The sequence below is a fragment of the Phenylobacterium sp. LH3H17 genome, from assembly GCF_024298925.1.
In the GTDB taxonomy this organism is placed as follows: Bacteria; Pseudomonadota; Alphaproteobacteria; order Caulobacterales; family Caulobacteraceae; genus Phenylobacterium.
Genome location: NZ_CP101283.1, coordinates 1857060 through 1878516, shown reverse-complemented (window position 1 = coordinate 1878516; position 21457 = coordinate 1857060). Strand labels below are relative to the sequence as shown.

At 65.7% G+C, this 21457-nt stretch carries 32 protein-coding genes; all 32 read right to left on the bottom strand.

The window, feature by feature from the left end:
* Positions 1-47: 47 nt before the first annotated feature.
* The 32 genes from rplQ to fusA all read right to left on the bottom strand — a co-directional run bounded on the left by rplQ (position 48) and on the right by fusA (position 21434).
* A complete protein-coding gene (gene rplQ / locus M9M90_RS09235) occupies positions 48-464 on the bottom strand; it encodes a 50S ribosomal protein L17 (RefSeq protein WP_254836863.1) in 417 nt (138 codons plus the stop codon).
* Positions 465-639: 175 nt separating this feature from the next.
* Entirely contained in the window at positions 640-1656 is a 1017-nt protein-coding gene (locus tag M9M90_RS09230) for a DNA-directed RNA polymerase subunit alpha (protein WP_254836862.1), read from the bottom strand.
* A 79-nt stretch (positions 1657-1735) separates the two neighbouring features.
* The gene (rpsK, locus tag M9M90_RS09225) at positions 1736-2125 is read right to left on the bottom strand and encodes a 30S ribosomal protein S11 (protein WP_254836861.1); all 390 of its coding nucleotides are present in this window, start codon (positions 2123-2125) and stop codon (positions 1736-1738) included.
* A gap of 13 nt (positions 2126-2138) precedes the next feature.
* Positions 2139-2507, bottom strand: a complete 369-nt coding sequence (gene rpsM, locus M9M90_RS09220; RefSeq protein WP_254836860.1) for a 30S ribosomal protein S13 — start codon at positions 2505-2507, stop codon at positions 2139-2141.
* Between the two features lie 191 nt (positions 2508-2698).
* Positions 2699-3271 carry an adenylate kinase gene (locus M9M90_RS09215; RefSeq protein WP_254836859.1) on the bottom strand — a complete coding sequence of 191 codons (573 nt, stop codon included), beginning with the start codon at positions 3269-3271 and terminating at the stop codon, positions 2699-2701.
* Between the two features lie 74 nt (positions 3272-3345).
* Complete coding sequence (gene secY, locus M9M90_RS09210) at positions 3346-4698, bottom strand: preprotein translocase subunit SecY (protein ID WP_254836858.1); 1353 nt, start codon at positions 4696-4698, stop codon at positions 3346-3348.
* Positions 4699-4878: 180 nt separating this feature from the next.
* Positions 4879-5364, bottom strand: coding sequence for a 50S ribosomal protein L15 (rplO, locus tag M9M90_RS09205; protein WP_254836857.1), 486 nt, complete (start codon positions 5362-5364; stop codon positions 4879-4881).
* Between the two features lie 130 nt (positions 5365-5494).
* Positions 5495-5674 carry a 50S ribosomal protein L30 gene (rpmD, locus tag M9M90_RS09200; RefSeq protein WP_254836856.1) on the bottom strand — a complete coding sequence of 60 codons (180 nt, stop codon included), beginning with the start codon at positions 5672-5674 and terminating at the stop codon, positions 5495-5497.
* Positions 5675-5677: 3 nt separating this feature from the next.
* A complete protein-coding gene (gene rpsE / locus M9M90_RS09195) occupies positions 5678-6286 on the bottom strand; it encodes a 30S ribosomal protein S5 (protein WP_254836855.1) in 609 nt (202 codons plus the stop codon).
* A 10-nt stretch (positions 6287-6296) separates the two neighbouring features.
* Positions 6297-6656, bottom strand: a complete 360-nt coding sequence (rplR, locus tag M9M90_RS09190; protein ID WP_254836854.1) for a 50S ribosomal protein L18 — start codon at positions 6654-6656, stop codon at positions 6297-6299.
* A 3-nt stretch (positions 6657-6659) separates the two neighbouring features.
* Positions 6660-7193, bottom strand: a complete 534-nt coding sequence (rplF, locus tag M9M90_RS09185) for a 50S ribosomal protein L6 (protein ID WP_254836853.1) — start codon at positions 7191-7193, stop codon at positions 6660-6662.
* Between the two features lies 1 nt (position 7194).
* On the bottom strand, positions 7195-7590 hold the full coding sequence (gene rpsH / locus M9M90_RS09180; protein WP_254836852.1) for a 30S ribosomal protein S8: 396 nt from the start codon (positions 7588-7590) through the stop codon (positions 7195-7197).
* 10 nt (positions 7591-7600) lie between these two features.
* Positions 7601-7906: a 30S ribosomal protein S14 gene (gene rpsN, locus M9M90_RS09175; protein ID WP_254836851.1), complete on the bottom strand. Its 306-nt coding sequence runs from the start codon at positions 7904-7906 to the stop codon at positions 7601-7603.
* Positions 7907-7927: 21 nt separating this feature from the next.
* Complete coding sequence (gene rplE / locus M9M90_RS09170) at positions 7928-8488, bottom strand: 50S ribosomal protein L5 (protein WP_254836850.1); 561 nt, start codon at positions 8486-8488, stop codon at positions 7928-7930.
* Positions 8481-8795, bottom strand: coding sequence for a 50S ribosomal protein L24 (rplX, locus tag M9M90_RS09165; RefSeq protein ID WP_254836849.1), 315 nt, complete (start codon positions 8793-8795; stop codon positions 8481-8483). Before rplX ends, rplE begins: the two co-directional genes overlap by 8 nt.
* The gene (rplN, locus tag M9M90_RS09160) at positions 8795-9163 is read right to left on the bottom strand and encodes a 50S ribosomal protein L14 (protein ID WP_056018090.1); all 369 of its coding nucleotides are present in this window, start codon (positions 9161-9163) and stop codon (positions 8795-8797) included. Before rplN ends, rplX begins: the two co-directional genes overlap by 1 nt.
* Before the next feature lie 15 nt (positions 9164-9178).
* Positions 9179-9430, bottom strand: a complete 252-nt coding sequence (gene rpsQ / locus M9M90_RS09155) for a 30S ribosomal protein S17 (RefSeq protein WP_254836848.1) — start codon at positions 9428-9430, stop codon at positions 9179-9181.
* Between the two features lie 13 nt (positions 9431-9443).
* Positions 9444-9638, bottom strand: coding sequence for a 50S ribosomal protein L29 (gene rpmC, locus M9M90_RS09150; protein WP_254836847.1), 195 nt, complete (start codon positions 9636-9638; stop codon positions 9444-9446).
* A complete protein-coding gene (gene rplP, locus M9M90_RS09145) occupies positions 9638-10069 on the bottom strand; it encodes a 50S ribosomal protein L16 (protein WP_254836846.1) in 432 nt (143 codons plus the stop codon). The genes rpmC and rplP overlap by 1 nt, the downstream gene beginning before the upstream one ends.
* A 9-nt stretch (positions 10070-10078) precedes the next feature.
* Entirely contained in the window at positions 10079-10837 is a 759-nt protein-coding gene (gene rpsC / locus M9M90_RS09140; protein ID WP_254836845.1) for a 30S ribosomal protein S3, read from the bottom strand.
* The gene (rplV, locus tag M9M90_RS09135; protein ID WP_254836844.1) at positions 10837-11217 is read right to left on the bottom strand and encodes a 50S ribosomal protein L22; all 381 of its coding nucleotides are present in this window, start codon (positions 11215-11217) and stop codon (positions 10837-10839) included. The genes rpsC and rplV overlap by 1 nt, the downstream gene beginning before the upstream one ends.
* Before the next feature lie 2 nt (positions 11218-11219).
* Positions 11220-11498 carry a 30S ribosomal protein S19 gene (rpsS, locus tag M9M90_RS09130; protein WP_056730050.1) on the bottom strand — a complete coding sequence of 93 codons (279 nt, stop codon included), beginning with the start codon at positions 11496-11498 and terminating at the stop codon, positions 11220-11222.
* Positions 11499-11501: 3 nt separating this feature from the next.
* Complete coding sequence (gene rplB / locus M9M90_RS09125; RefSeq protein WP_254836843.1) at positions 11502-12338, bottom strand: 50S ribosomal protein L2; 837 nt, start codon at positions 12336-12338, stop codon at positions 11502-11504.
* Positions 12339-12342: 4 nt separating this feature from the next.
* Positions 12343-12642: a 50S ribosomal protein L23 gene (locus tag M9M90_RS09120; RefSeq protein WP_254836842.1), complete on the bottom strand. Its 300-nt coding sequence runs from the start codon at positions 12640-12642 to the stop codon at positions 12343-12345.
* On the bottom strand, positions 12642-13280 hold the full coding sequence (rplD, locus tag M9M90_RS09115) for a 50S ribosomal protein L4 (RefSeq protein ID WP_254836841.1): 639 nt from the start codon (positions 13278-13280) through the stop codon (positions 12642-12644). Before rplD ends, M9M90_RS09120 begins: the two co-directional genes overlap by 1 nt.
* On the bottom strand, positions 13280-14035 hold the full coding sequence (gene rplC, locus M9M90_RS09110) for a 50S ribosomal protein L3 (protein WP_254836840.1): 756 nt from the start codon (positions 14033-14035) through the stop codon (positions 13280-13282). Before rplC ends, rplD begins: the two co-directional genes overlap by 1 nt.
* Positions 14036-14047: 12 nt before the next feature.
* The gene (gene rpsJ / locus M9M90_RS09105) at positions 14048-14356 is read right to left on the bottom strand and encodes a 30S ribosomal protein S10 (RefSeq protein ID WP_254836839.1); all 309 of its coding nucleotides are present in this window, start codon (positions 14354-14356) and stop codon (positions 14048-14050) included.
* A 315-nt stretch (positions 14357-14671) separates the two neighbouring features.
* Positions 14672-15514, bottom strand: coding sequence for an SMP-30/gluconolactonase/LRE family protein (locus M9M90_RS09100; RefSeq protein WP_254836838.1), 843 nt, complete (start codon positions 15512-15514; stop codon positions 14672-14674).
* Positions 15515-15523: 9 nt separating this feature from the next.
* On the bottom strand, positions 15524-16351 hold the full coding sequence (locus M9M90_RS09095) for a GIN domain-containing protein (RefSeq protein ID WP_254836837.1): 828 nt from the start codon (positions 16349-16351) through the stop codon (positions 15524-15526).
* A gap of 92 nt (positions 16352-16443) precedes the next feature.
* A complete protein-coding gene (locus M9M90_RS09090) occupies positions 16444-17931 on the bottom strand; it encodes an adenosine deaminase (protein ID WP_254836836.1) in 1488 nt (495 codons plus the stop codon).
* 125 nt (positions 17932-18056) lie between these two features.
* Entirely contained in the window at positions 18057-19247 is a 1191-nt protein-coding gene (gene tuf, locus M9M90_RS09085; protein WP_254836814.1) for an elongation factor Tu, read from the bottom strand.
* Between the two features lie 108 nt (positions 19248-19355).
* Positions 19356-21434: an elongation factor G gene (fusA, locus tag M9M90_RS09080; RefSeq protein ID WP_254836835.1), complete on the bottom strand. Its 2079-nt coding sequence runs from the start codon at positions 21432-21434 to the stop codon at positions 19356-19358.
* Between the last annotated feature and the right edge of the window lie 23 nt (positions 21435-21457).

Sequence of the window (21457 nt, the reverse complement as noted above, 5' to 3'; positions counted from 1 at the left end):
GGACGTCGCCGTCCGGGGCTTTCGAAATTCTCGAGACGAGCCTGGGACTATTCGTCGCCGAAGCCCAGCTCCTGGACCGGACCGGAGTCCTTGCCCTTTTCCGACGGATCGCGGTCGACGAACTCGATCACGGCCAGGGCCGCGTTGTCGCCGTAGCGGTAGCCGGCTTTCAGGACCCGGATGTAGCCGCCCTGACGTTCCTTGTAGCGCGGGCCCAGGGTGGCGAAGAGCTTGCCGACCTGTTCCACGTCACGGACGTGGCTGATGGCCTGACGGCGGGCGTGCAGGTCGCCGCGCTTGGCGAGCGTCACCAGCTTCTCGACGATGGGCCGAAGCTCCTTCGCCTTGGGAAGGGTGGTCACGATCTGCTCGTGCTTGATCAGGCTCGCCGCCATGTTGGCGAACATCGCGGTGCGGTGGGCGGTCGTACGACCCAGTTTGCGGTGGGACTTGCCGTGACGCATCTCATATCTCCTGGGCCGTTGGCCCGCCGGCGGCCCCGATCGGGAACGCGCCTTACCTGATCCAGTCCCAGCCCGCTCCCGCCTGGGTCAACACGAAGCGCCGGGGCCCTCCACCGCTGTTGCGGCTTGATCGGGCCCGGACCGCCGAAGCGGCCCGGAGTCGGCGCGAGGTCTTTTACATCTGGTCTTCGAACTTCTTGGCCAGCTCTTCGATGTTCTCGGGCGGCCAATTCGGCACGTCCATGCCGAGATGCAGGTTCATGCCCGCGAGCACTTCCTTGATCTCGTTCAGCGACTTGCGGCCGAAGTTCGGGGTGCGGAGCATCTCGGCTTCGGTCTTTTGGATCAGGTCGCCGATATAGACGATGTTGTCGTTCTTCAGGCAGTTGGCCGAACGGACCGAGAGCTCGAGCTCGTCGACCTTCTTCAGCAGCGCCGGGTTGAACGGCAGTTCCGGCTTGGCCTCGCCTTCGACCTTCTTCTTCGGCTCTTCGAAGGTGATGAAGATCTGCAGCTGGTCTTGCAGGATGCGCGCGGCGTAGGCCACCGCGTCCACCGGCGAGATGGCGCCGTTGGTTTCGACTTCCATGATCAGCTTGTCGTAGTCGAGGCTCTGGCCCTGGCGGGTGGGCTCGACGCGATAGGCGACGCGCTTGACCGGGGAATAGAGGCTGTCGACGGCGATCAGGCCGATCGGGGCGTCTTCCGGACGGTTCTGCTCGGCCGGGACATAGCCCTTGCCGTTGTTGACCGTGAACTCCATGCGCACGGTGGCGCCGTCGTCCAGGGTGCAGAGCACGTGGTCGGGGTTGAGGATCTCGATGTCCGCGGGGACTTCGATCTGGCCGGCGGTCACGGCGCCGGGGCCCGTGGCCTTCAGCGTCATGCGCTTGGGGCCTTCGGAGTGCATCCGCAGGGCCAGTTGCTTGATGTTGAGCACGATGTCGACGACGTCCTCGCGGACGCCTTCAAGCGAGGAGAATTCGTGCACCACGCCGTCGATCTGCACCGCGGTCACGGCCGCGCCTTGCAGCGAGGAAAGCAGAACCCGGCGGAGGCTGTTGCCCAGCGTCACGCCGAAGCCGCGCTCGAGGGGCTCGGCCACCAGACGCGCCTTGCGGTTGGCGTCGGTTCCGGTCTCGATCAACGGCTTCTCCGGACGGATGAGCTCGTTCCAGTTTCTTTCGATCACGTAGAGATGTCCCTCGAAACGCAGGATCGCCGGACGCGAAATCGCGGTCCGGCGCAGGGAGAGTGTCGTACTTAAGTACTCAGACGCGCCGGCGCTTGGGCGGCCGGCAGCCGTTGTGCGGAATGGGGGTCACGTCACGGATGGTGGTGATCGTCATGCCGACCGACTGCAGGGCGCGAAGCGCCGATTCACGGCCCGAACCCGGACCCGAAACGTTCACTTCCAGCGTCTTGACGCCGTGTTCGGCCGCCTTCTTGCCGGCGTCCTCGGCCGCCATCTGGGCGGCGTACGGGGTCGACTTCCGGGAGCCCTTGAAACCCATCATGCCGGCCGAGGACCACGAGATGGTGTTCCCCTGCGCGTCGGTGATGGTGATCATCGTGTTGTTGAACGAGGCGTTCACGTGGGCGACGCCCGAGGTGATGTTCTTGCGCTCGCGACGTTTGACGCGCGTCGGTTCCTTGGCCATCGACTAAGCTCTCTTACTTCTTCTTGCCGGCGATCGGCTTGGCCGGGCCCTTGCGGGTGCGAGCATTGGTGTGGGTGCGTTGGCCGCGGACCGGCAGGCCCTTGCGGTGACGCAGGCCGCGATAGCAGGCCAGGTCCATCAAGCGCTTGATGTTGACCGCGGTGTCGCGACGCAGATCGCCCTCGACCATATAGTCGCGGTCGATGGTCTCGCGGATTTGCAGGACTTCCGCATCGGTCAGCTGATTGACGCGGCGCGCGTCCTCGATGCCAACCTTGCTGACAATCTCGGCGGCTTTCGCCTGGCCGATGCCATGGATGTACTGCAGCGCGATAACGACGCGCTTGTTAGTCGGAATGTTGACGCCAGCGATACGGGCCACGCGTAGATTCTCCTGGTCACGCAGAGAAGCGCGAACGGCGCCCCGGCCCAGAATCCCAAGTGGGAAGGCCGGCACGTCTTTCGCGCCCTTTCGCGGAAGCGCACCGTTATAGGGAACGTTGCGTTTCCGTCAATGGCGCAATCGCGAGAATTTGAACCTTTTCAGGCGTCACGCGATTGCGAGGGCTTATTCTACCAGCGGGGGCCGTCGAGGGCCTTGTCGATGCCGGCGGATACGTCTTCGATCGAGCCCATGCCGTCCACTTCCACGAGTTTCCCGTGGTTTTGGTAGTAGGGCAGCAGCGGCGCGGTCTGGTCGTTATAGGCCGAGAGCCTCACCTTGAAGCTCTCGGGGTTGTCGTCGGGGCGGCCAGATTCGGCGAATCGGCCGGCCACCCGCTTCAGAAGCTGTTCGTCGTCGACCTTGAGGCGGATCACTAGGTCGATTCGGGCGCCGCGCTGCTCCAGCATGACGTCCAGGGCCTGGGCCTGGGCGATCGTGCGCGGGAAACCGTCGAAGATGGCCCCGCCCGCGGCCTCGGCTTCCGGCAGCCGCTCCTCGATCAGGGCGATGACGATCTCGTCGGTGACCAGCTCGCCGCGCTCCATGACGCCGGCCACCCGCTGGCCGAGCTCGGTGCCCGAGGCGATCGCCGCGCGCAGCATGTCGCCTGTAGAGAGCTGGACCATCTTGCGGCTGTCGACCAGGCGCTTGGCCTGGGTGCCCTTCCCCGCCGCCGGCGGGCCGAACAGGATCAAATTCATCGCTTAAATATCCCCTCCCCGCCGACCTTCCCCATTCGGGCCGGCTCTCAAATGCGAGCGCGTCTCTCTGCGAACTATCGAGCGCCGCGCCCCCCGCGCAGCTTCGACTTCTTGATCAGGCCTTCGTACTGGTGGGCCAGGAGATGCGACTGGATCTGGGTGACGGTGTCCATGGTGACGCTCACCACGATCAGGAGCGACGTGCCGCCCAGGTAGAACGGCGCCTTGTAGAAGCCGATCAGGGCCTCGGGCAGCAGGCAGACCAGGGTGATGTAGGCCGCCCCGATCACCGTCAGCCGGGTGAGCACGTAGTCCAGATACTCCGCCGTGCGCTTGCCAGGCCGGATGCCCGGCAGGAAGCCGCCGTACTTGCGGAGGTTCTCGGCGGTGTCCTCAGGATTGAACACCACCGAGGTGTAGAAGAAGCAGAAGAAGATGATCAGGGCGCCATAGAGCACCATGAAGGCCGGCTGGCCGTGCTGCAGGGCGCCGACAGCGGTCGGCAGCCACTGGGCCCAGGCCGGCAGCTCGGCGGTCGCCAGGAAGCCCATGGCGGTGGTCGGCAGCAGCAGAAGGGACGAGGCGAAGATCGGCGGGATGACGCCCGAGGTGTTGATCTTCAGCGGCAGGAAAGAGGTGTCGCCGCCAAACATCCGGTTTCCCTGCTGGCGCTTGGGATACTGGACCAGCAGGCGGCGCTGCGAGCGCTCCATGAACACGATGGCGAAGACCACGGCGATGGCCAGGACGATGATCGCCAGCATGGCGAAGCCCGACAGCGAGCCGGTCCGGGTCATGGAGAACATCTGCCACACGCCGCGCGGCAGGGCCGCGACGATGCCGGCGAAGATGATCAGCGAGACGCCGTTTCCGACGCCCCGGCTGGTGATCTGCTCGCCCATCCACATCAGCAGCAGGGTGCCGCCGGTGAGGGTGACGACCGTCGAGACCAGGAAGAACGGGCCGGGATCGATGACCAGGCCGGGGCTGGACTGCAGCCCCGTGGCGATGGCGAAGGACTGGAACAGGGCCAGGACGACGGTCAGGTAGCGGGTGTACTGGTTGAGCGTCTTGCGCCCCGCCTCCCCGCCTTCCTTGCGCAGCTTCTCCCACGGCGGATAGACCGTTCCGAGCAGCTGGACGATGATCGAGGCGGAGATGTAGGGCATCACGTTCAGCGAGAAGATCGCCATCCGTTCGACGGCGCCCCCCGAGAACATGTTGAACATGCCCAGGATGCCCTGCGACTGGCTCGAGAAGGCCTGGGCGAAGGCGACCGGGTCGATGCCCGGGATCGGGATATAGGTTCCCAGCCGGTAGGCGATCAGCGCCCCCAGGGTGAACAAGATACGCTTGTGAAGTTCCGTCGCCTTCTGGAAGGCGCCGAAGTTCATGTTTGCTGCGAGCTGCTCGGCGGCCGAAGCCATGTAGTTCCCCAGACGTTCAGGACCGGTCGTACATAGGGCGTCCGCCCCGTGCTGTCATCCGGTCCGCTGAAATCCCCCGTTCCCCGCCGAAACGGGGATCCAGACCGGGTCTGGCGAGGGATCGAGGCGCGCCGGAGATCGGCTTTCGTCCCCGCGCGGGCGGGAACGTCGGCGGTCGTCCTACTCGGCGGCTTCGGCGGCGACGGGGGCGGTCGTGGTGACCTTGCCGCCGGCCTTTTCGACCGCGGCCTTGGCGGCGGCGGAGGCGGAATAGACCACGATGTCGATCTTGGTCTTGATCTCGCCCTTGCCCAGCAGGCGCACGCCGTCCTTGGCGCGGCGCACGACGCCGGCGGCGATCAGCACGTCGACGTCGATGGCCTTCTTGGCGTCGAGCTTGCCGGCGGCGATCGCCTGCTCAAGGCGCCATAGGTTCACTTCCGCGAACTGCTTGGCGAAGGGATTGTTGAAGCCGCGCTTGGGCATGCGCATGTGCAGCGGCATCTGGCCGCCTTCGAAACCGGCGATGGCGACGCCGGAGCGGGCCTTCTGACCCTTGACGCCACGGCCGGCGGTCTTGCCCTTGCCCGAACCCGGGCCACGGCCGACGCGCATGCGGTTCTTGGTCGAACCGGGGGCGGGCGAAAGTTCGTTGAGCTTGGTCATGTGACGCCTCTCCTTGGAGATCTGTCGCCCGGGCGGCGCCCGGACTCGGCTGATGTTCAATGTGGCCGCCGAAACGGCCGAAGAGGCGACGCTTTTGGCGCCGCCTCCCCTAATCGTCCAGTCTCAGGCCTTAGCCTTCGACCACTTCCACCATGTGATGGACCTTGGCGATCATCCCGCGGATCGACGGGGTGTCCTCCAGGACCGACACGCGGCCGATCTTGTTCAGGCCCAGGCCCGCGAGAGTCGCGCGCTGGTCCTTCTTGCGGCGGATGGGGCTCGCCGTCTGACGAACGGTCACCTTGGCCATGATTTATTCTCCGTCGGCGGCGGCGACGGCCGACGCGCCGTCGGCGCGGCGGCCGAGGACGTCAGCGACCTTCTTGCCGCGCTTGGCGGCGACCTGGCGGGGCGAAGACTGAGCCTTCAGCGCCTCGAAGGTCGCGCGCACCATGTTGTAGGGATTGGACGAACCGACCGACTTGCCCACGACGTCCTGGATGCCCAGGGTCTCGAGGACCGCACGCATCGGGCCGCCGGCGATGACGCCGGTGCCGGGAGGCGCGGCGCGAACCATGACCTTGCCGGCGCCCCAACGGCCGTTGCCGTCGTGGTGCAGGGTGCGGCTCTCGCGGAGCGGCACGCGGATCATGGTCTTCTTGGCTTCCTCGGTCGCCTTGCGGATGGCTTCCGGCACTTCACGCGCCTTGCCGTGACCGAAGCCCACGCGGCCCTTCTGGTCGCCCACCACCATCAAGGCGGCGAACGAGAAGCGGCGGCCACCCTTCACGGTGGCGGCGACGCGATTGATGTGCACCAGCTTTTCGACGATGTCGCTGTCGGCGCGCTCGTCTTGCGGAGCGCCCCGGTTGCGGTCCCGGCGTTGACCGCCTTCACCGCGTTGTTCGTTGCCACGAGCCATCTGGGTACCCCTAGAAGTTCAAGCCGGCTTCGCGCGCGGCGTCGGCGAGGGCTTTCACCCGGCCGTGATAGATGTAGCCGCCACGATCGAAGACGACGTCCTTGACGCCCTTTTCCATGGCGCGTTGGGCCACCAGGGCGCCGACGCGGGCGGCGGCGTCCTTGTCCGAACCCTTGGCCTTCTTCTCACCCTCTTCGAGAGTGGAGGCGGCCGCCAGGGTCACGCCGCGCTCATCATCGATGACCTGGGCGTAGATGTTCTTGGACGAGCGGAAGACCGACAGACGCGGCCGGCCGTTCGCCACGGACCGCAGACGGATGCGGTTGCGCTCGGCGCGCCGCTTGGCGGTGTCACGGGGTTTAAGAGCCATGGCCTACTTCTTCTTGCCTTCTTTGCGGCGAACCTGCTCGCCGGCGTAGCGGACGCCCTTGCCCTTGTAGGGCTCCGGCGGACGCAGACGACGGATTTGCGAAGCGATTTCGCCAACGACCTGCTTGTCGATGCCCGAGATCTTGATCTCGGTCTGCTTCGGCACCGCGAAGGTGATCCCCGCCGGCGGCGGGACATCGACTTCATGGCTGAAGCCCAGCTGCATGGAGAGCGCATTGCCCTTCATCGCCGCGCGATAGCCGACGCCGACCAGTTCGAGGCTCTTCTCGAAGCCGTCGGTCACGCCCTGCACCATGTTGGCGATCAGGGTGCGCGACAAGCCCCACATGGCTTGCGCCCGGGTGGTGTCGACATGCTTCGTCAGGAGGAGCTCGGCGCCTTCCTGCTTGATCTCGATCTCTTCGGCCAGGGTCCAGGCGAGTTGGCCCTTGGGCCCCTTCACCGTCACCGTCTGGCCTTCGATGGTCACCGTCACCCCAGAGGGGACTGCGACCGCCTTCTTTCCGATCCGCGACATGTCAATAGACCCGGCAGAGCACTTCGCCGCCCACGTTCGCGTCACGCGCGGCCGTGTCCGACATGACGCCCTTCGGCGTCGACAGGATCGAGATCCCGAGGCCGTTCTTGATCGGCTTCAGGTCCTTGATCGACGAATAGACCCGGCGGCCCGGCTTCGACACGCGGCGGATCTCAACGATCACCGGCTGGCCGTCGAAGTACTTCAGCTCGATCTCGAATTCCGGGAAAGCGCCCGGCTTCTCGACCAAGTGATAGCCGCGGATGTAGCCTTCTTCGGCCAGGACATCGAGGACGCGCGCGCGCATCTTCGAAGCCGGCGTGGAAACCTTCGAACGGCCGCGGGTGGCGGCGTTCTTGATGCGGGCGATCATATCGCCAACGGGGTCGTTCACCATTGGACCCTCCTCACCAGCTCGACTTAACGAGGCCAGGAATCTGGCCCATGGAACCCAGGTCGCGCAGGGCGATCCGGCTCATCCGCAGCTTGCGGTAATAGGCGCGCGGACGGCCCGTGACTTCGCATCGGTTACGGATGCGGGTCTTGGACGAGTTGCGCGGCAGCTCGGCGAGCTTCAGCCGGGCTTCGAAGCGTTCTTCGAGCGGCAGGGACTCATCGTTGGCGATCGCCTTGAGGGCTTCCCGCTTGGCGGCGAATTGCTTCACCAGCTTGCGGACCATCTCGTTGCGATTGACGGCGCTTTTCTTGGCCATTTTCTCTTTCCTTCCCGCCGCTTACGCTTGAACGAACGGGAACTGGAATTCCTTGAGAAGCGCGCGCGCTTCGTCATCGGTCTTCGCGGTCGTGGTGACGATGATGTCCATGCCCCACATCTGATCGATCTGGTCGTAGTTGATCTCCGGGAACACGATGTGCTCCTTCAGACCCATGGCGTAGTTGCCACGACCGTCGAACGAGGTCGGCTTCAGGCCCCGGAAGTCCTTCACCCGCGGCAGCGCGATGGTGATCAGACGGTCCAGGAACTCGTACATGCGGTCCTTGCGAAGCGTCACCTTGGCGCCGATCACCATGCCTTCGCGCAGCTTGAAGCCGGCGATGGAGTTACGGGCCTTGGTCGGCACCGGCTTCTGGCCGGCGATCTTCGCCAGGTCGGCAATCGCGGCGTTGACCTTCTTGGAGTCGGACACCGCCTCGCCGATCCCCATGTTCAGGACGATCTTGTCCAGCTTGGGGATCTGCATTTCGTTGGTATAGCCGAACTGCTCCTTCATCACCGCGCGGATGCGCTGGCGATATTCGGACTTCAGCCGCGGCTCATAAGCTTGCTCAGCCATTGATCACCTCACCGGTCGTCTTGGCGACGCGGACCTTCTTGTCGCCTTCGACCCGGAAACCGACGCGGGTCGGCTTACCCTTGGAGTCCACGATGGCGACGTTCGAGACGTGCAGCGCGGCTTCCTTGTTCTTGATGCCGCCCTGGGGGTCGGATTGCGTCGGGCGGGTGTGGCGCTGAACCAGGTTCAGGCCTTCCACGACGACGCGCTCGTCCTTGGGCAGGACCTTCAGGACATTGCCTTGACGGCCCTTGTCCTTGCCGGTGAGGACCACGACGCGGTCCCCCTTCTTGATCTTCGCGGCCATTACAGCACCTCAGGCGCGAGCGAGATGATCTTCATGTGGTTCTTGGCGCGCAGTTCACGGGGAACCGGGCCGAAGATCCGCGTGCCGATCGGCTCGGATTGCTTGTTCACGATGACGGCGGCGTTCTTGTCGAAACGGATCACCGAGCCGTCCTTGCGCTTGATCGCCGAGGACGTGCGCACGACGATGGCTTGAAGGACGTCGCCCTTCTTCACCCGGCCGCGCGGAATGGCTTCCTTCACGGAGACGACGATCTTGTCGCCCACGCCGGCGTAACGACGGCCAGCGCCGCCGAGCACCTTGATGCACATCACACGACGCGCGCCGGAGTTGTCGGCGACTTCGAGGTTAGTCTGCATCTGGATCATAGAATCAGACCTTCCTTACGACGCGGCTTGAGAAGCGGCCTTGGGCAGGGCTTCCCAGGTTTTGGTTTTCGACTTGGGCGCGCATTCGATGATGCGGGCGACCTCGCCGGCCTTGTAGGCGTTGGCCTCGTCATGGGCGTGGTACTTCTTCGACCGACGGACGGTCTTCTTCAGCACCGGATGCAGGAAGGTCCGCTCGACCTTCACCACGATCGTCTTGTCACCCTTGTCGGAGACGACGACGCCTTCGAGAATTCGCTTGGGCATGTTCGTTGTCTCCTTAGGCCGCGGTCTGCTTGGAACGCAGGACGGTCTTGATCCGCGCGATGTCCTTGCGGACCTGGTCGACGCGGTGGGTCTTCTCAACCTGGCCCGTAGCCGCCTGGAAGCGCAGGTTGAACTGCTCTTTCTTCAGGTTCAGCAGGGTCTCGCCGAGTTGGTCGGGCGTCATGCCCCGGATATCGTCGATCTTCATCACGCGGCCTCCGCCACAGCGGCGTCGATACGGGTGACGATGCGGGTCTTCACCGGAAGCTTGGCCGCGCCGAGGCGCAGGGCTTCACGGGCCACATCGTCCGGCACGCCGTCGATTTCGAACATGATGCGGCCGGGGTGAACGCGGGCCGCCCAATATTCGACGGCGCCCTTCCCCTTGCCCATCCGGACTTCCGCAGGCTTGTCGGTGACCGGCACGTCCGGGAAGATCCGGATCCACACGCGGCCTTGGCGCTTCATCTGGCGGGTGATCGCCCGACGAGCGGCTTCGATCTGACGCGCGGTGATGCGTTCCGGTTCAACGGACTTGAGGCCGTAGGAGCCGAAGTTCAGCGAGAAGCCGCCCTTCGCCGTTCCATGGATCTTGCCCTTGAACTGCTTACGGTACTTGGTTTTCTTCGGAGACAGCATGGCTCTACCCTAGGCTCCAGCTTGCTCGCGGCGGTCACGGCGACCACGGTCGGGGCGATCGCCCGAACGGTCACGTCCGCCACCTTCGCCGGCCGGGCCGGATTCAGTCGCCAGGCGCTTGTCCAGCGCCATCGGATCGTGGTCGAGGACTTCGCCTTTGAAGACCCACACCTTCACGCCGATGATGCCGTAGGTCGTCTTGGCCTCGGTGAAGCCGTAGTCGACGTCGGCGCGCAGGGTGTGAAGCGGCACGCGGCCTTCGCGGTACCATTCCATCCGGGCGATTTCCGCGCCGCCGAGGCGGCCCGAGACATTGATCCGGACGCCCTTGGCGCCGAGGCGCATGGCCGATTGCATGGCGCGCTTCATGGCGCGACGGAAGGCGACCCGGCGTTCGAGCTGCTGGGCGATGTTCTCGGCCACCAGCTGGGCGTCGGTCTCCGGCTTGCGGATCTCGATGATGTTCAGGTGCACTTCGCCCTGGGTCATCGCCGCGATGTCCTTGCGGAGCTTCTCGATGTCCGCGCCCTTCTTGCCGATGATGACACCGGGGCGGGCGGCGTAGATCGTGATCCGGCACTTCTTGTGCGGACGCTCGATGATGATGCGCGAGACGCTGGCCTGGTAGAGGCGCTTCTTCAGATTCTTGCGAATCTTCAGGTCCTCGTGGAGCATCCGACCATAGTCCGCGCCATCGGCGAACCAGCGGCTGTCCCAGGTGCGGTTGATGCCGAGGCGAAGCCCGACCGGATTGATTTTCTGACCCATCAGGCGGCCTCACCCAATTCGCGGACCACGATGGTGATCTCGCTGAACGGCTTTTCGATACGCGAAGCACGACCGCGAGCGCGGGCGGCGAAGCGCTTCATCACCAGGTTCTTGCCCACGAAGGCCTCGGACACGACGAGATTGTCGATGTCGAGGTTGTGGTTGTTCTCGGCGTTGGAGATCGCCGAATAGAGCGCCTTGCGCACGTCGCGCGCGATGCGCTTGTGGCTGAACTCGAGCTCGTTCAGGGCCCGCTGGACCTTGAGGCCGCGGATCGACTGGGCGACCAGGTTCAGTTTGCGGGGGCTGGTGCGGAGAGTCGTCACCTTGGCCATCGCCTCGACGCCGGTGAGCCGGCGCGCTTTTGCTTGCTTAGCCATGGCTACTTCCTCTTGGCCTTCTTGTCGGCCGCGTGGCCCGGGAAGTACCGGGTGGGGGCGAATTCACCGAGTTTCATGCCGACCATGTCTTCGCTGACCAGGACGGGCACATGCTTTTGGCCGTTGTGCACGCCGAAGGTCAGGCCGACGAACTGCGGCATGATGGTGGAGCGACGCGACCAGGTCTTGATCACATCCTTGCGGCCGGAACCTTGGGCGGTTTCGGCCTTCTTGAGCAGGTATCCGTCGACGAACGGACCTTTCCAGACGGAACGGGTCATGGCTTAGCGAGCCTTCCGAGCGTGGCGCGAACGGATGATGTACTTATCCGTCGCCTTGTTAGAACGGGTCTTGGCGCCCTTGGTCGGCTTGCCCCACGGGGTCACCGGGTGGCGACCGCCCGAGGTGCGGCCTTCGCCGCCGCCGTGCGGGTGGTCGACCGGGTTCATGACGACGCCGCGGACGTGCGGGCGGAAGCCCATGTGGCGGACGCGGCCGGCCTTGCCGAGAACCTGGTTCATATGGTCCTGGTTCGACACGGCGCCGATCGTGGCCATGCAGGTGTCCTGCACCATGCGCAGCTCGCCCGAGTTCAGGCGGATCTGGGCATAGCCGCTATCACGGCCGACCAGCTGGGCGTAGGCGCCGGCCGAACGGGCGATCTGCCCGCCCTTGAGGGGCTTCAGCTCGACATTGTGGATGATCGTGCCGATCGGCATGCCGCGCAGCGGCATGGCGTTGCCCGGCTTCACGTCGGCCTTTTCGGCCGCGATTACGACATCGCCGGCCTTCAGGCGTTGCGGGGCCAGGATATAGGCCAGCTCACCGTCGTCGTACTTGATCAGCGCGATGAAGGCGGTGCGGTTCGGGTCGTACTCGAGACGCTGGACGGTCGCCGGGACGTCGAACTTGCGACGCTTGAAGTCGACCACGCGATAGAGGCGCTTGGCGCCGCCGCCGCGGAAGCGGACCGCGATACGGCCACCGCCGCCACGACCACCCGACTTGGTGAGGCCCTGGACGAGCGACTTTTCCGGCTTGCCCTTGTGGAGCTCGGAACGATCGACCAGCACCAGGCCGCGACGGCCGGGAGAGGTCGGATTGAATTGCTTCAAGGCCATCGGACTAGAGCCCCGTGGTGATGTCGATGGACTGGCCTTCGGCCAGCGTCACGACAGCTTTCTTGACGTCGTTGCGACGACCCGGACGGCCGCGGAAGCGCTTGGTCTTGCCCTTGACCACCAGGGTGTTGACCTTGGTGACATTGACCTTGAACAGCGCTTCGACAGCGGCGGCGATTTCATCCTTCGACGCATCGATGGCGACGCGGAAGACGACCTTGTTCTGCTCGGAGAGCAGGGTGGCCTTTTCCGTGATCACCGGCGACAGGATGGCGTCGTAGTGGCGGGCGACAGGGTCGGCCATTACGCGGCTTCCTTCTCGGCATAGCGCGCATTGATCGCCTCGACCGCGTCCTTGGTGAGGACGAGGGTGTGGCGACGCAGCACGTCATAGACGTTCAGGCCGGCGTTCGGCAGCACGTCCACGTTGGGGATGTTGCGGGCGGCGAGCTTGAAGTTCGCGTCCACTTCCGAGCCGGCGATGACCAGCGCGTTCTTCAGGCCCATCTTGGACAGCGTGGCGCGCAGCCCCGCGGTCTTCGGATCGGAGAGGGTCACGCTGTCGACGATGACCAGCGAGCCCGACTTGACCTTGGAGCTGAGCGCATGGCGCAGGCCAAGCGCGCGGAACTTCTTGGTCAGGTCGAAGGCGTGGCTGCGGACCACGGGACCGTGGGCCTTGGCGCCGCCGACGAACTGGGCCGCACGGCGCGAACCGTGACGGGCGCCGCCGGTGCCCTTCTGCTTGTACATCTTCTTGCCCGTACGAGAGACCTCGTTGCGGACCTGGATCTTGTGGGTGCCGGCGCGGCGCTTGGCGAGTTGCCAGGTCACCACGCGCTGCAGGATGTCCCCACGGATATCTTCGATGCCGAAGACGGCGTCGGACAGTTCGATCGAACCGCCCTTGGAGCCGTCGAGCTTGATGACGTCGAGTTTCATTATTGGTCTTCGCCCCCAGCTTCGGCCGGAGCCTCTTCAACAACCGGGGTCTCGGCGGCCGGAGCCGCCGCGGCTTGACCGGCCTTGCGGAACGCGCCCGGGAACGGGACGTCCGCCGGACGGGCCGACTTCACGGCGTCGCGGATCTTGACGTAGGAGCCTTCCGTGCCGGGCACGGCGCCCTTGAGCAGGATCAGGCCGCGGTCGGTGTCGACCTTCCAGACCGTGACGTTCAGGGTGGTGACGGTTTCCTGGCCGAGGTGGCCGGCCATCTTCTTGCCCTTGAAGGTCTTGCCCGGATCCTGGCGCTGACCAGTCGAGCCGTGAGCCCGGTGGGAGACGGACACCCCGTGGGTGGCCCGCATGCCGCCGAAGTTCCAGCGCTTCATGGCGCCCTGGAAGCCCTTGCCGACCGTGGTTCCCGTGACGTCGACCTTCTGGCCGGCGAGGAAGTGGTCGGCGGTGAACTCGGCGCCCACGTCGATCAGGTTGTCCTCGGTCACGCGGAACTCGGCGAGTTCGTGCTTCGGCTCGACTTCAGCCTTGGCGAAGTGGCCGCGCATGGCCTTGGAGGTGTTCTTCGGCTTCTTGGCGCCGGCCCCGAGTTGGAGCGCGACGTAGCCGTCCTTGTCCTGGGTCCGCTGTGCGGTGACCTGGCAGCCCTCGAGGCTGAGCACGGTCACCGGCACATGGGTTCCCGCTTCATCGAAGAAGCGCGCCATGCCCAGTTTCTTGGCGATCACACCGGTACGCATCGGCAGGACCCCTTACAGCTTGATCTCGACGTCCACGCCGGCGGACAGGTCGAGCTTCATGAGCGCGTCCACGGTCTGCGGGGTGGGGTCGACGATATCGAGCACGCGCTTGTGCGTGCGGATTTCGAACTGCTCGCGCGACTTCTTGTCGATGTGCGGCGAGCGGTTGACGGTGAATTTGTTGATGTGCGTCGGCAGCGGGATAGGCCCGCGGACGGTCGCGCCGGTGCGCTTGGCCGTATTGACGATCTCGCGTGTGGAATGGTCCAGCACGCGGTGATCGAAGGCCTTGAGCCGGATGCGGATGTTCTGACGATCCATATCGCTCTTCAGTTTCCCCTACAGACGGCGGCCCGTCCGCGTGACTTTGACCATTTCAAAGACCAACCCGAACGCCTCAGAAGAGACGCACGTACGCGTAAGTCCGCAAAAACGAGATAGGCCCGCGCGAACAACCGCGAGGGCCTTGCCCCGGAACCCCAGCATTTCTGCCGATTTCCGGGTCGTTCCGCAAACCGCGTCTGTGCTTCAAATCACTTCGAAGCACACAGCCGGTCCAACAGGAGGCGCGTCTATACGTGTGCGACTCGGAGTCGTCAAGGGCTCGGTCACCGCGGCGAGGACCGCTTTCGCCGCCTAGGGAATGATCCGATAGGCGGTGAGCGAGCCCGGCATCCAGTTGGGCACGATGAGCTGGTCACCGACCCGGATGAAGTCGTTCATGAACCGTCCGGCGGCCTTGGTATCGAGGGTGACGGCCAAGGCTCCGCCGGGCGCAACCTCGAACATCCGGCCCGGCCATTCGCTGACCAGGTAGCGGCCGTCGTCGAGCCGGGCGGCGCCGTCGCCGTCGCCGATCCCCTCGGCGAGGACGGTGATCGCCTTGGTCCTATAGTCCACGGCCAGGAGCTTGCCGGCCATGGTGGTGACCACCAGCCGGTCTTTTTCCGGCAGCAGGCCGTTAACGGCCCGCAGCTCTGGCGCCTGGACCCAGACCGTCACGTCGCCCTTGCCCTGCTTGGCGTAGATGCGGGCGTTGCCGGAGTCGGAGAACAGCAGGGTCCCGTCGGGCGCCACGGCCGTGTCGTTGAGGAAGCCGGCGCCGGCGACCTCATGGGTCTCGACGGCCTTGCCGGTGGTCAGGTCGAACCCGACCAGGCGGTTGATGTCGGTGACATAGAGCCTGCCGTGGGCGAGCACCGCGCCCTTGGGGGCATTCAGGCCGGTGGCCCATTCCTTCTGCAGCAGCTTGCCGTCGCGCGAGACCCGGCTGATGAAGCCTCGGCCGTCCTTGGCGTCGCCCTCCCCCACCACGTTGGCCACATAGAAGAAGGACCCGTCGGCACTGAGGGCCACGCTCTCGGGCGCTTCCAGGCCGTCCAGGGTCCAGAGCGGCTCAAGCCGCGCCGCGGCCTGGGCCGGCAGGCCCTGGCAGGCCGCGATCAGCAGACCCGCCAGAGCCGTGAGTGCGCCTTTCACGACGGCGCCCTAGCCGATGGTGACGCCGCCCGAGCCCACGATGGACTTGGACACCTCGCCCTTGACGGACTTCACGTGCACGTCGCCGGAGCCGGCGATGCGCGCCTTCAGCGACTGGGCCGCGCCGCCGAAGCTGACGTCGCCCGACCCGGCCACCGACACGGTCATGGCGTCGGCCTGGCCGCCGGCGACGGTCACGCCGCCCGAGCCGGCGATCTTGACGTCCAGGGGGCCGCTGACCGAGGCCGACCAGACGTCGCCCGAACCGGCGATGTCGATGTCCAGGGCGCCGCGGATGTCCTGGGTCTTGATGTCGCCGGAGCCGGCCACGCGGAGGGTCGCCTGGCCGGCCGAGCCGACCTTGGAGTCACCGGAGCCCGCCTGGTTGAGCTTCAGGCGGCCTTCGACATTGGCCACGGTCCAGTCGCCGCAGCCGGCGTTGGAAAGCTCCAGGCTGGCCGACTTGCCGACCGTGCCGAACACCGCGCCGCCGGCTTCGATCTCGGCGTCCTTGGGCGTGCGGATCACCACCTGAGGCATGTCTTCGTAGCGGATCGTGCCCACCCCGCCGACGCGGACCGAGACGTGGCCGCCTTCGCTGTTGCAGTTGCGGATCTTGCGGTCGAGGTCGCCGTCGATGATGGTCTTGCCGCCCATGGTGCGGACTTCCAGCGGCAGCTGGGGATTGGTGGTCAGGAACTCCACCTTGATGTCGGTGCGGGCCTCGGGGATCACCGTGACGCGGGCGACGGCGTCCTTGATCTCGACCTCGGCCGCCTGGGCCGCCCCCGCCGCCAGAGCCAGACCGAGACCTGCGATAATGACTTGAAGACGCATGGGTCTCCTCCGTTTCGTGTTGAACAACCCGAAGCGGACGGTAGGCGGCGCTCCCCTCGGGGTCAGCTTAATTCGAGGTCATGACCCAGACGTCATCTTGGCCTGGTCTCGAACAGCTTAAGCAACCGCTCGTGACGCCACTGTTCGCGCGCCTTGTCGCTGGCCGCCAGCAGGTCGGCGCAGGGCCCGGGACGCGGGACCGCCGCGCCGATCTGGCCGGCGCAGGCCTTGGCCGGACGCTTGTAAGCATTGGGGTCGCGCCACAGCCCCTCCCCCGCCAGGAAGGAGAATGCGAGCCCATTGCGGGCCGAGCGCTTCAGGTCGTCATAGGTCGCGCCCTGGTCGCGAACGGCGCGGGCATACTCCCCCGACAGGTCGATCCGCAGGATGCCGGCGTCGTCGGTGGAGAGGCTGACCGGAACGCCGCGCTGGCGCAGCCAGCCATAGGGATGCTCGGTCCCCGACAGCTCCAGGATCACATGGTTGGAGGTCAGGTTCACCTCCACCAGCACGCCCTTGGCGGCCATCTCCGCGGCCAGGGCCTCGGCCCCGTCCTCGTGCGGCAGATCCACGCCATGGCCGATACGTCGGGCGCCGGCGACCCGCACCGCCTCGGCGATGTGGAAGCGCAGGTCCTCCGGCGTGGCGTACTTCAGGGTGAGCTCGCCGGCGTGCAGGGCGACCGGGACCTTGCGGCCGCCATCGGTCAGGGCCTCGACCATCCTCATGTGCAGCCTGTAGTTGGCGATGGAGGCGGGATCGTCCTCCGGGGCGACCATCTGCAGCCCGACCCAGCGCCTGTCGGCGCCGACCAGGGCGACGCCCAGTTGCAGCTGGGCGAAGGTGACCTCGGGCGGCAGGACCCGGATCGTCTGCATCAGGTAGCGCACGGTGACCTGGCAGCCCTTGGCGGCCTGCGGCGCGCCGCATTTCAGGATCTCACGGGCGCGAGCCTCGGTGGCGTCGGTCTCGGCGATGGCGGCGGCGAGCAGCTTGTCGAGCCCGGCGGCCTGGGTGGCCGCCTGCTGGGCGGCGAGGTCCCCGCCCCTCCACCGGGCCCTCAGGCCCAGCCCGTAGGTCGCCGCGCCCTGGGGTGTGGTCATGGCTTCGAGATAGAAGGTGTCCTGCGCCGCCAGGCTCTCCATCACCGCGGCCAGGACGTCCCCGGAGCGCAGGTTGTTGGCGGCGCCGAACCGGTTGAACGAGCCGAAGAACTGGTCGTGGCCGGAGCGGTCGCGGAAGTCGGGGTGGCGGGTGGTGAAGCTGTCGATCAGGGCGACCCGCAGCTCCGGATCGGCCACCGCCGCGGCGGCCGGCTTGTAGCCCTCGGTCGCCGGACAGGCCTGACGGACCGCCAGCGCCTTCACGTCGACGCAGAGGCCGTCGGCCACCGCCCATTGCAGCAGGATCTCGGGAAAGACCGCGGCGCTGATGTGGTTGTGCAGTTCGCCGCCCTTGGGCAGGGCCTTGGTGAAGGCGATCAGCTCGCCACCGGTCATCGCGCCGACGTCCGGCGCCGCCTGGGCCGTCCCGCAGGCGAAGGCCAGCGCCAGGCCCACCGTCCAGTTCCTCAGCCCCATGCCCCGTCTCCTTTGCCGCAAGCGGCCCGAGTGGGGGAGTCGAGTCAAGACGCAGGCCGGCGGGCAAAGAAAAGGCCGCCCGGGTTTCCCCGGGCGGCCTCTTCGCTTCGGTGTGGCGCGATCGGCTATTCGACGATCTTGGCGACGACGCCGGCGCCGACGGTGCGGCCGCCTTCGCGGATGGCGAAGCGCAGGCCCTGGTCCATGGCGATCGGGGTGATCAGCTCCACGTCCAGCTCGGCGTTGTCGCCCGGCATGATCATCTCAACGCCTTCCTTCAGCTTGATGATCCCGGTCACGTCGGTGGTCCGGAAGTAGAACTGAGGACGGTAGTTGGTGAAGAACGGCGTGTGGCGGCCGCCCTCTTCCTTGGTGAGGATATAGGCCTCGGCCACGAACTTGGTGTGCGGGGTGATCGAGCCCGGCTTGCAGAGCACCTGGCCGCGCTCGACGTCTTCACGCTTGGTGCCGCGCAGCAGCACGCCGACATTGTCGCCGGCCTGGCCCTGGTCCAGCAGCTTGCGGAACATCTCCACCCCGGTGCAGGTGGTCTTCTGGACCGGACGGATGCCGACGATCTCGACTTCCTCGCCGACCTTGACGATGCCCTTCTCGATGCGCCCGGTCACCACCGTGCCGCGGCCCGAGATCGAGAACACGTCTTCCACCGGCATCAGGAACGGCAGGTCCACCGGACGGTCCGGCTGCGGGATATAGGCGTCGACCTGGGTCATCAGCTCCAGGATCGACTGCTCGCCGATGATCGGGTCGCCGCCGTCCAGCGCCACCTTGGCCGAACCCTTGACGATCGGAATGTCGTCGCCCGGGAACTGGTAGGACGAGAGCAGCTCGCGCACTTCCATCTCCACCAGCTCAAGCAGCTCGGCGTCGTCGACCAGGTCGACCTTGTTCATGTAGACCACCAGGGCCGGAACACCGACCTGGCGCGCCAGCAGGATGTGCTCGCGGGTCTGCGGCATCGGGCCGTCGGCCGCCGACACCACCAGGATCGCGCCGTCCATCTGCGCCGCGCCGGTGATCATGTTCTTCACATAGTCGGCGTGGCCCGGGCAGTCGACGTGGGCGTAGTGGCGGTTGGCGGTCTCGTACTCGACGTGCGCCGTGTTGATGGTGATCCCGCGCGCCTTCTCTTCCGGCGCGGCGTCGATGTCGGCATAGGCCATCGACTTGGCCCCACCGGTCTTCGCCAGGATGAAGGTGATCGCCGCCGTCAGCGTCGTCTTGCCATGGTCAACGTGACCAATCGTGCCGATGTTGCAATGCGGCTTGTTGCGTTCGAACTTTTCTTTAGCCATTTCAAGCTCCAGCCCTGTTTGGGCTTGTCCTCTAAACTAGGGTTGGGCCCGAACGATCTCCGAGGAGATCGCTCAAACTTTTAGTGGGCGTTCTTCCGAGGAAGAACGCTAGGCGTACTTCTTGATCACTTCATCGGCGACGTGTTGCGGCACCGGGTTGTAGTGGTCGTACTGCATGGTGAAGGCCGCGCGGCCCTGCGACATGCCGCGAAGCGTGTTCACATAGCCGAACATGTTAGCCAGCGGAACGAACGCGTTGACGACGATCGCGTTGCCGCGCGTGTCCTGGCCCTGGATCATGCCGCGGCGACCGTTCAGGTCGCCGATGACCGAACCCAGATACTCTTCCGGGGTCACTACCTCGACAGCCATGATCGGCTCGAGCAGCTTCGGGGCGCCCTTTTCACGGAGCTCCTTGAAGGCCGCGCGCGAGGCGATTTCGAAGGCCAGCACGCTGGAGTCGACGTCGTGGTACTTGCCGTCCGTCAGGGTCGCCTTGAAGTCGATCAGCGGGAACCCGGCCAGCAGGCCATTGTCCTTCACCGAAGCCAGGCCCTTTTCGACACCGGGGATGTATTCCTTCGGAATCGCGCCGCCGACGATGGCGCTTTCGAACACAAAGCCCGAACCCGGCTCGCCCGGCTCGAAGGTGATCATCACCCGCGCGAACTGGCCCGTACCGCCGGTCTGCTTCTTGTGCGTGTAGTCGATGTCGACCTTGCGACCCAGGCTCTCGCGATAGGCCACCTGCGGCGCGCCGATGTTGGCCTCGACCTTGTAGGTGCGCTTCAGGATGTCGATCTTGATGTCCAGGTGCAGCTCGCCCATGCCCTTCAGGATCGTCTGGCCCGACTCGAAGTCGGTGGAGACGGTGAAGGAGGGATCCTCGGCGGCCAGCTTCTGCAGGGCCACGCCCAGCTTCTCCTGGTCGGCCTTCGACTTCGGCTCCACCGCGATCTCGATGACCGGCGCGGGGAATTCCATCTTCTCCAGGATCACCGGCGACTTGATGGGGTCGCACAGGGTGTCGCCGGTGCGGGTGTCCTTCAGGCCGGCCAAGGCGACGATGTCACCCGCATAGGCTTCCTTGATGTCCTCGCGGTTGTTGGAGTGCATCAGCAGCATGCGGCCGACGCGTTCCTTCTTGTCGCGGGTGGCGTTCAGCAGGCCCATGCCGGTTTCGAGCTTGCCCGAATAGATGCGGCAGAAGGTCAGCGAACCCACGAACGGGTCGTCCATGATCTTGAAGGCCAGCACGGCCAGCGGCTCATCGTCCGACGCCTTGCGGACGATCGGCTCTTCGGTGCGGAAGTCGATGCCGACGGTCGGGGGGATATCCACCGGCGAGGGCAGATAGTCGATGACCGCGTCGAGCAGGGGCTGGACGCCCTTGTTCTTGAAGGCAGAGCCGCAGAGGATCGGATAGAAGGCGCCAGTCAGCACGGCCTTGCGGATGCACTTCTTGATGACGGCTTCCGAGGGCACTTCGCCGCCCAGATAGGCTTCCATCGCCTCGTCGTCGAGCTCGACGGCGTTCTCGATCAGGTAGTGGCGGGCCTCTTCGGCCTTGGCCAGCAGGTCGGCCGGAATCTCTTCGTCGTGGAAGTTGGCGCCCAGGCCGTCATTTTCCCAGACCACGGCCTTCATGCGGACGATGTCCACGAGGCCGCGCAGGTTCGATTCCGAGCCGATCGGGAATTGGATCGGCACGGCCTTGGCGCCCAGGCGGTCGCGGATCGACTCGACCGACTTGTCGAAGTCGGCGCCGATCTTGTCCATCTTGTTGACGAACACGATCCGCGGAACCTTGTACTTGTCGGCTTGGCGCCAGACGGTCTCGGTCTGCGGCTCGACGCCGGCATTGCCGTCCAGCACGGTCACCGCGCCGTCGAGGACGCGCAGGCTGCGCTCCACTTCGATGGTGAAGTCCACGTGGCCGGGGGTGTCGATGATGTTGAGGCGCTTGCCTTCCCAGAAGGCGGTCGTCGCGGCCGACGTGATCGTGATGCCGCGTTCCTGCTCCTGGTCCATCCAGTCCATGGTGGCCGCGCCGTCGTGGACTTCACCGATCTTGTGGCTCTTGCCGGTGTAATAGAGGATCCGCTCCGTCGTCGTCGTCTTGCCCGCGTCGATGTGGGCCATGATTCCGAAATTGCGGTAGTCTTCGATTTTGTGCGCGCGGGGCATAGCGGAAGCTCTGCTGGTAAAGG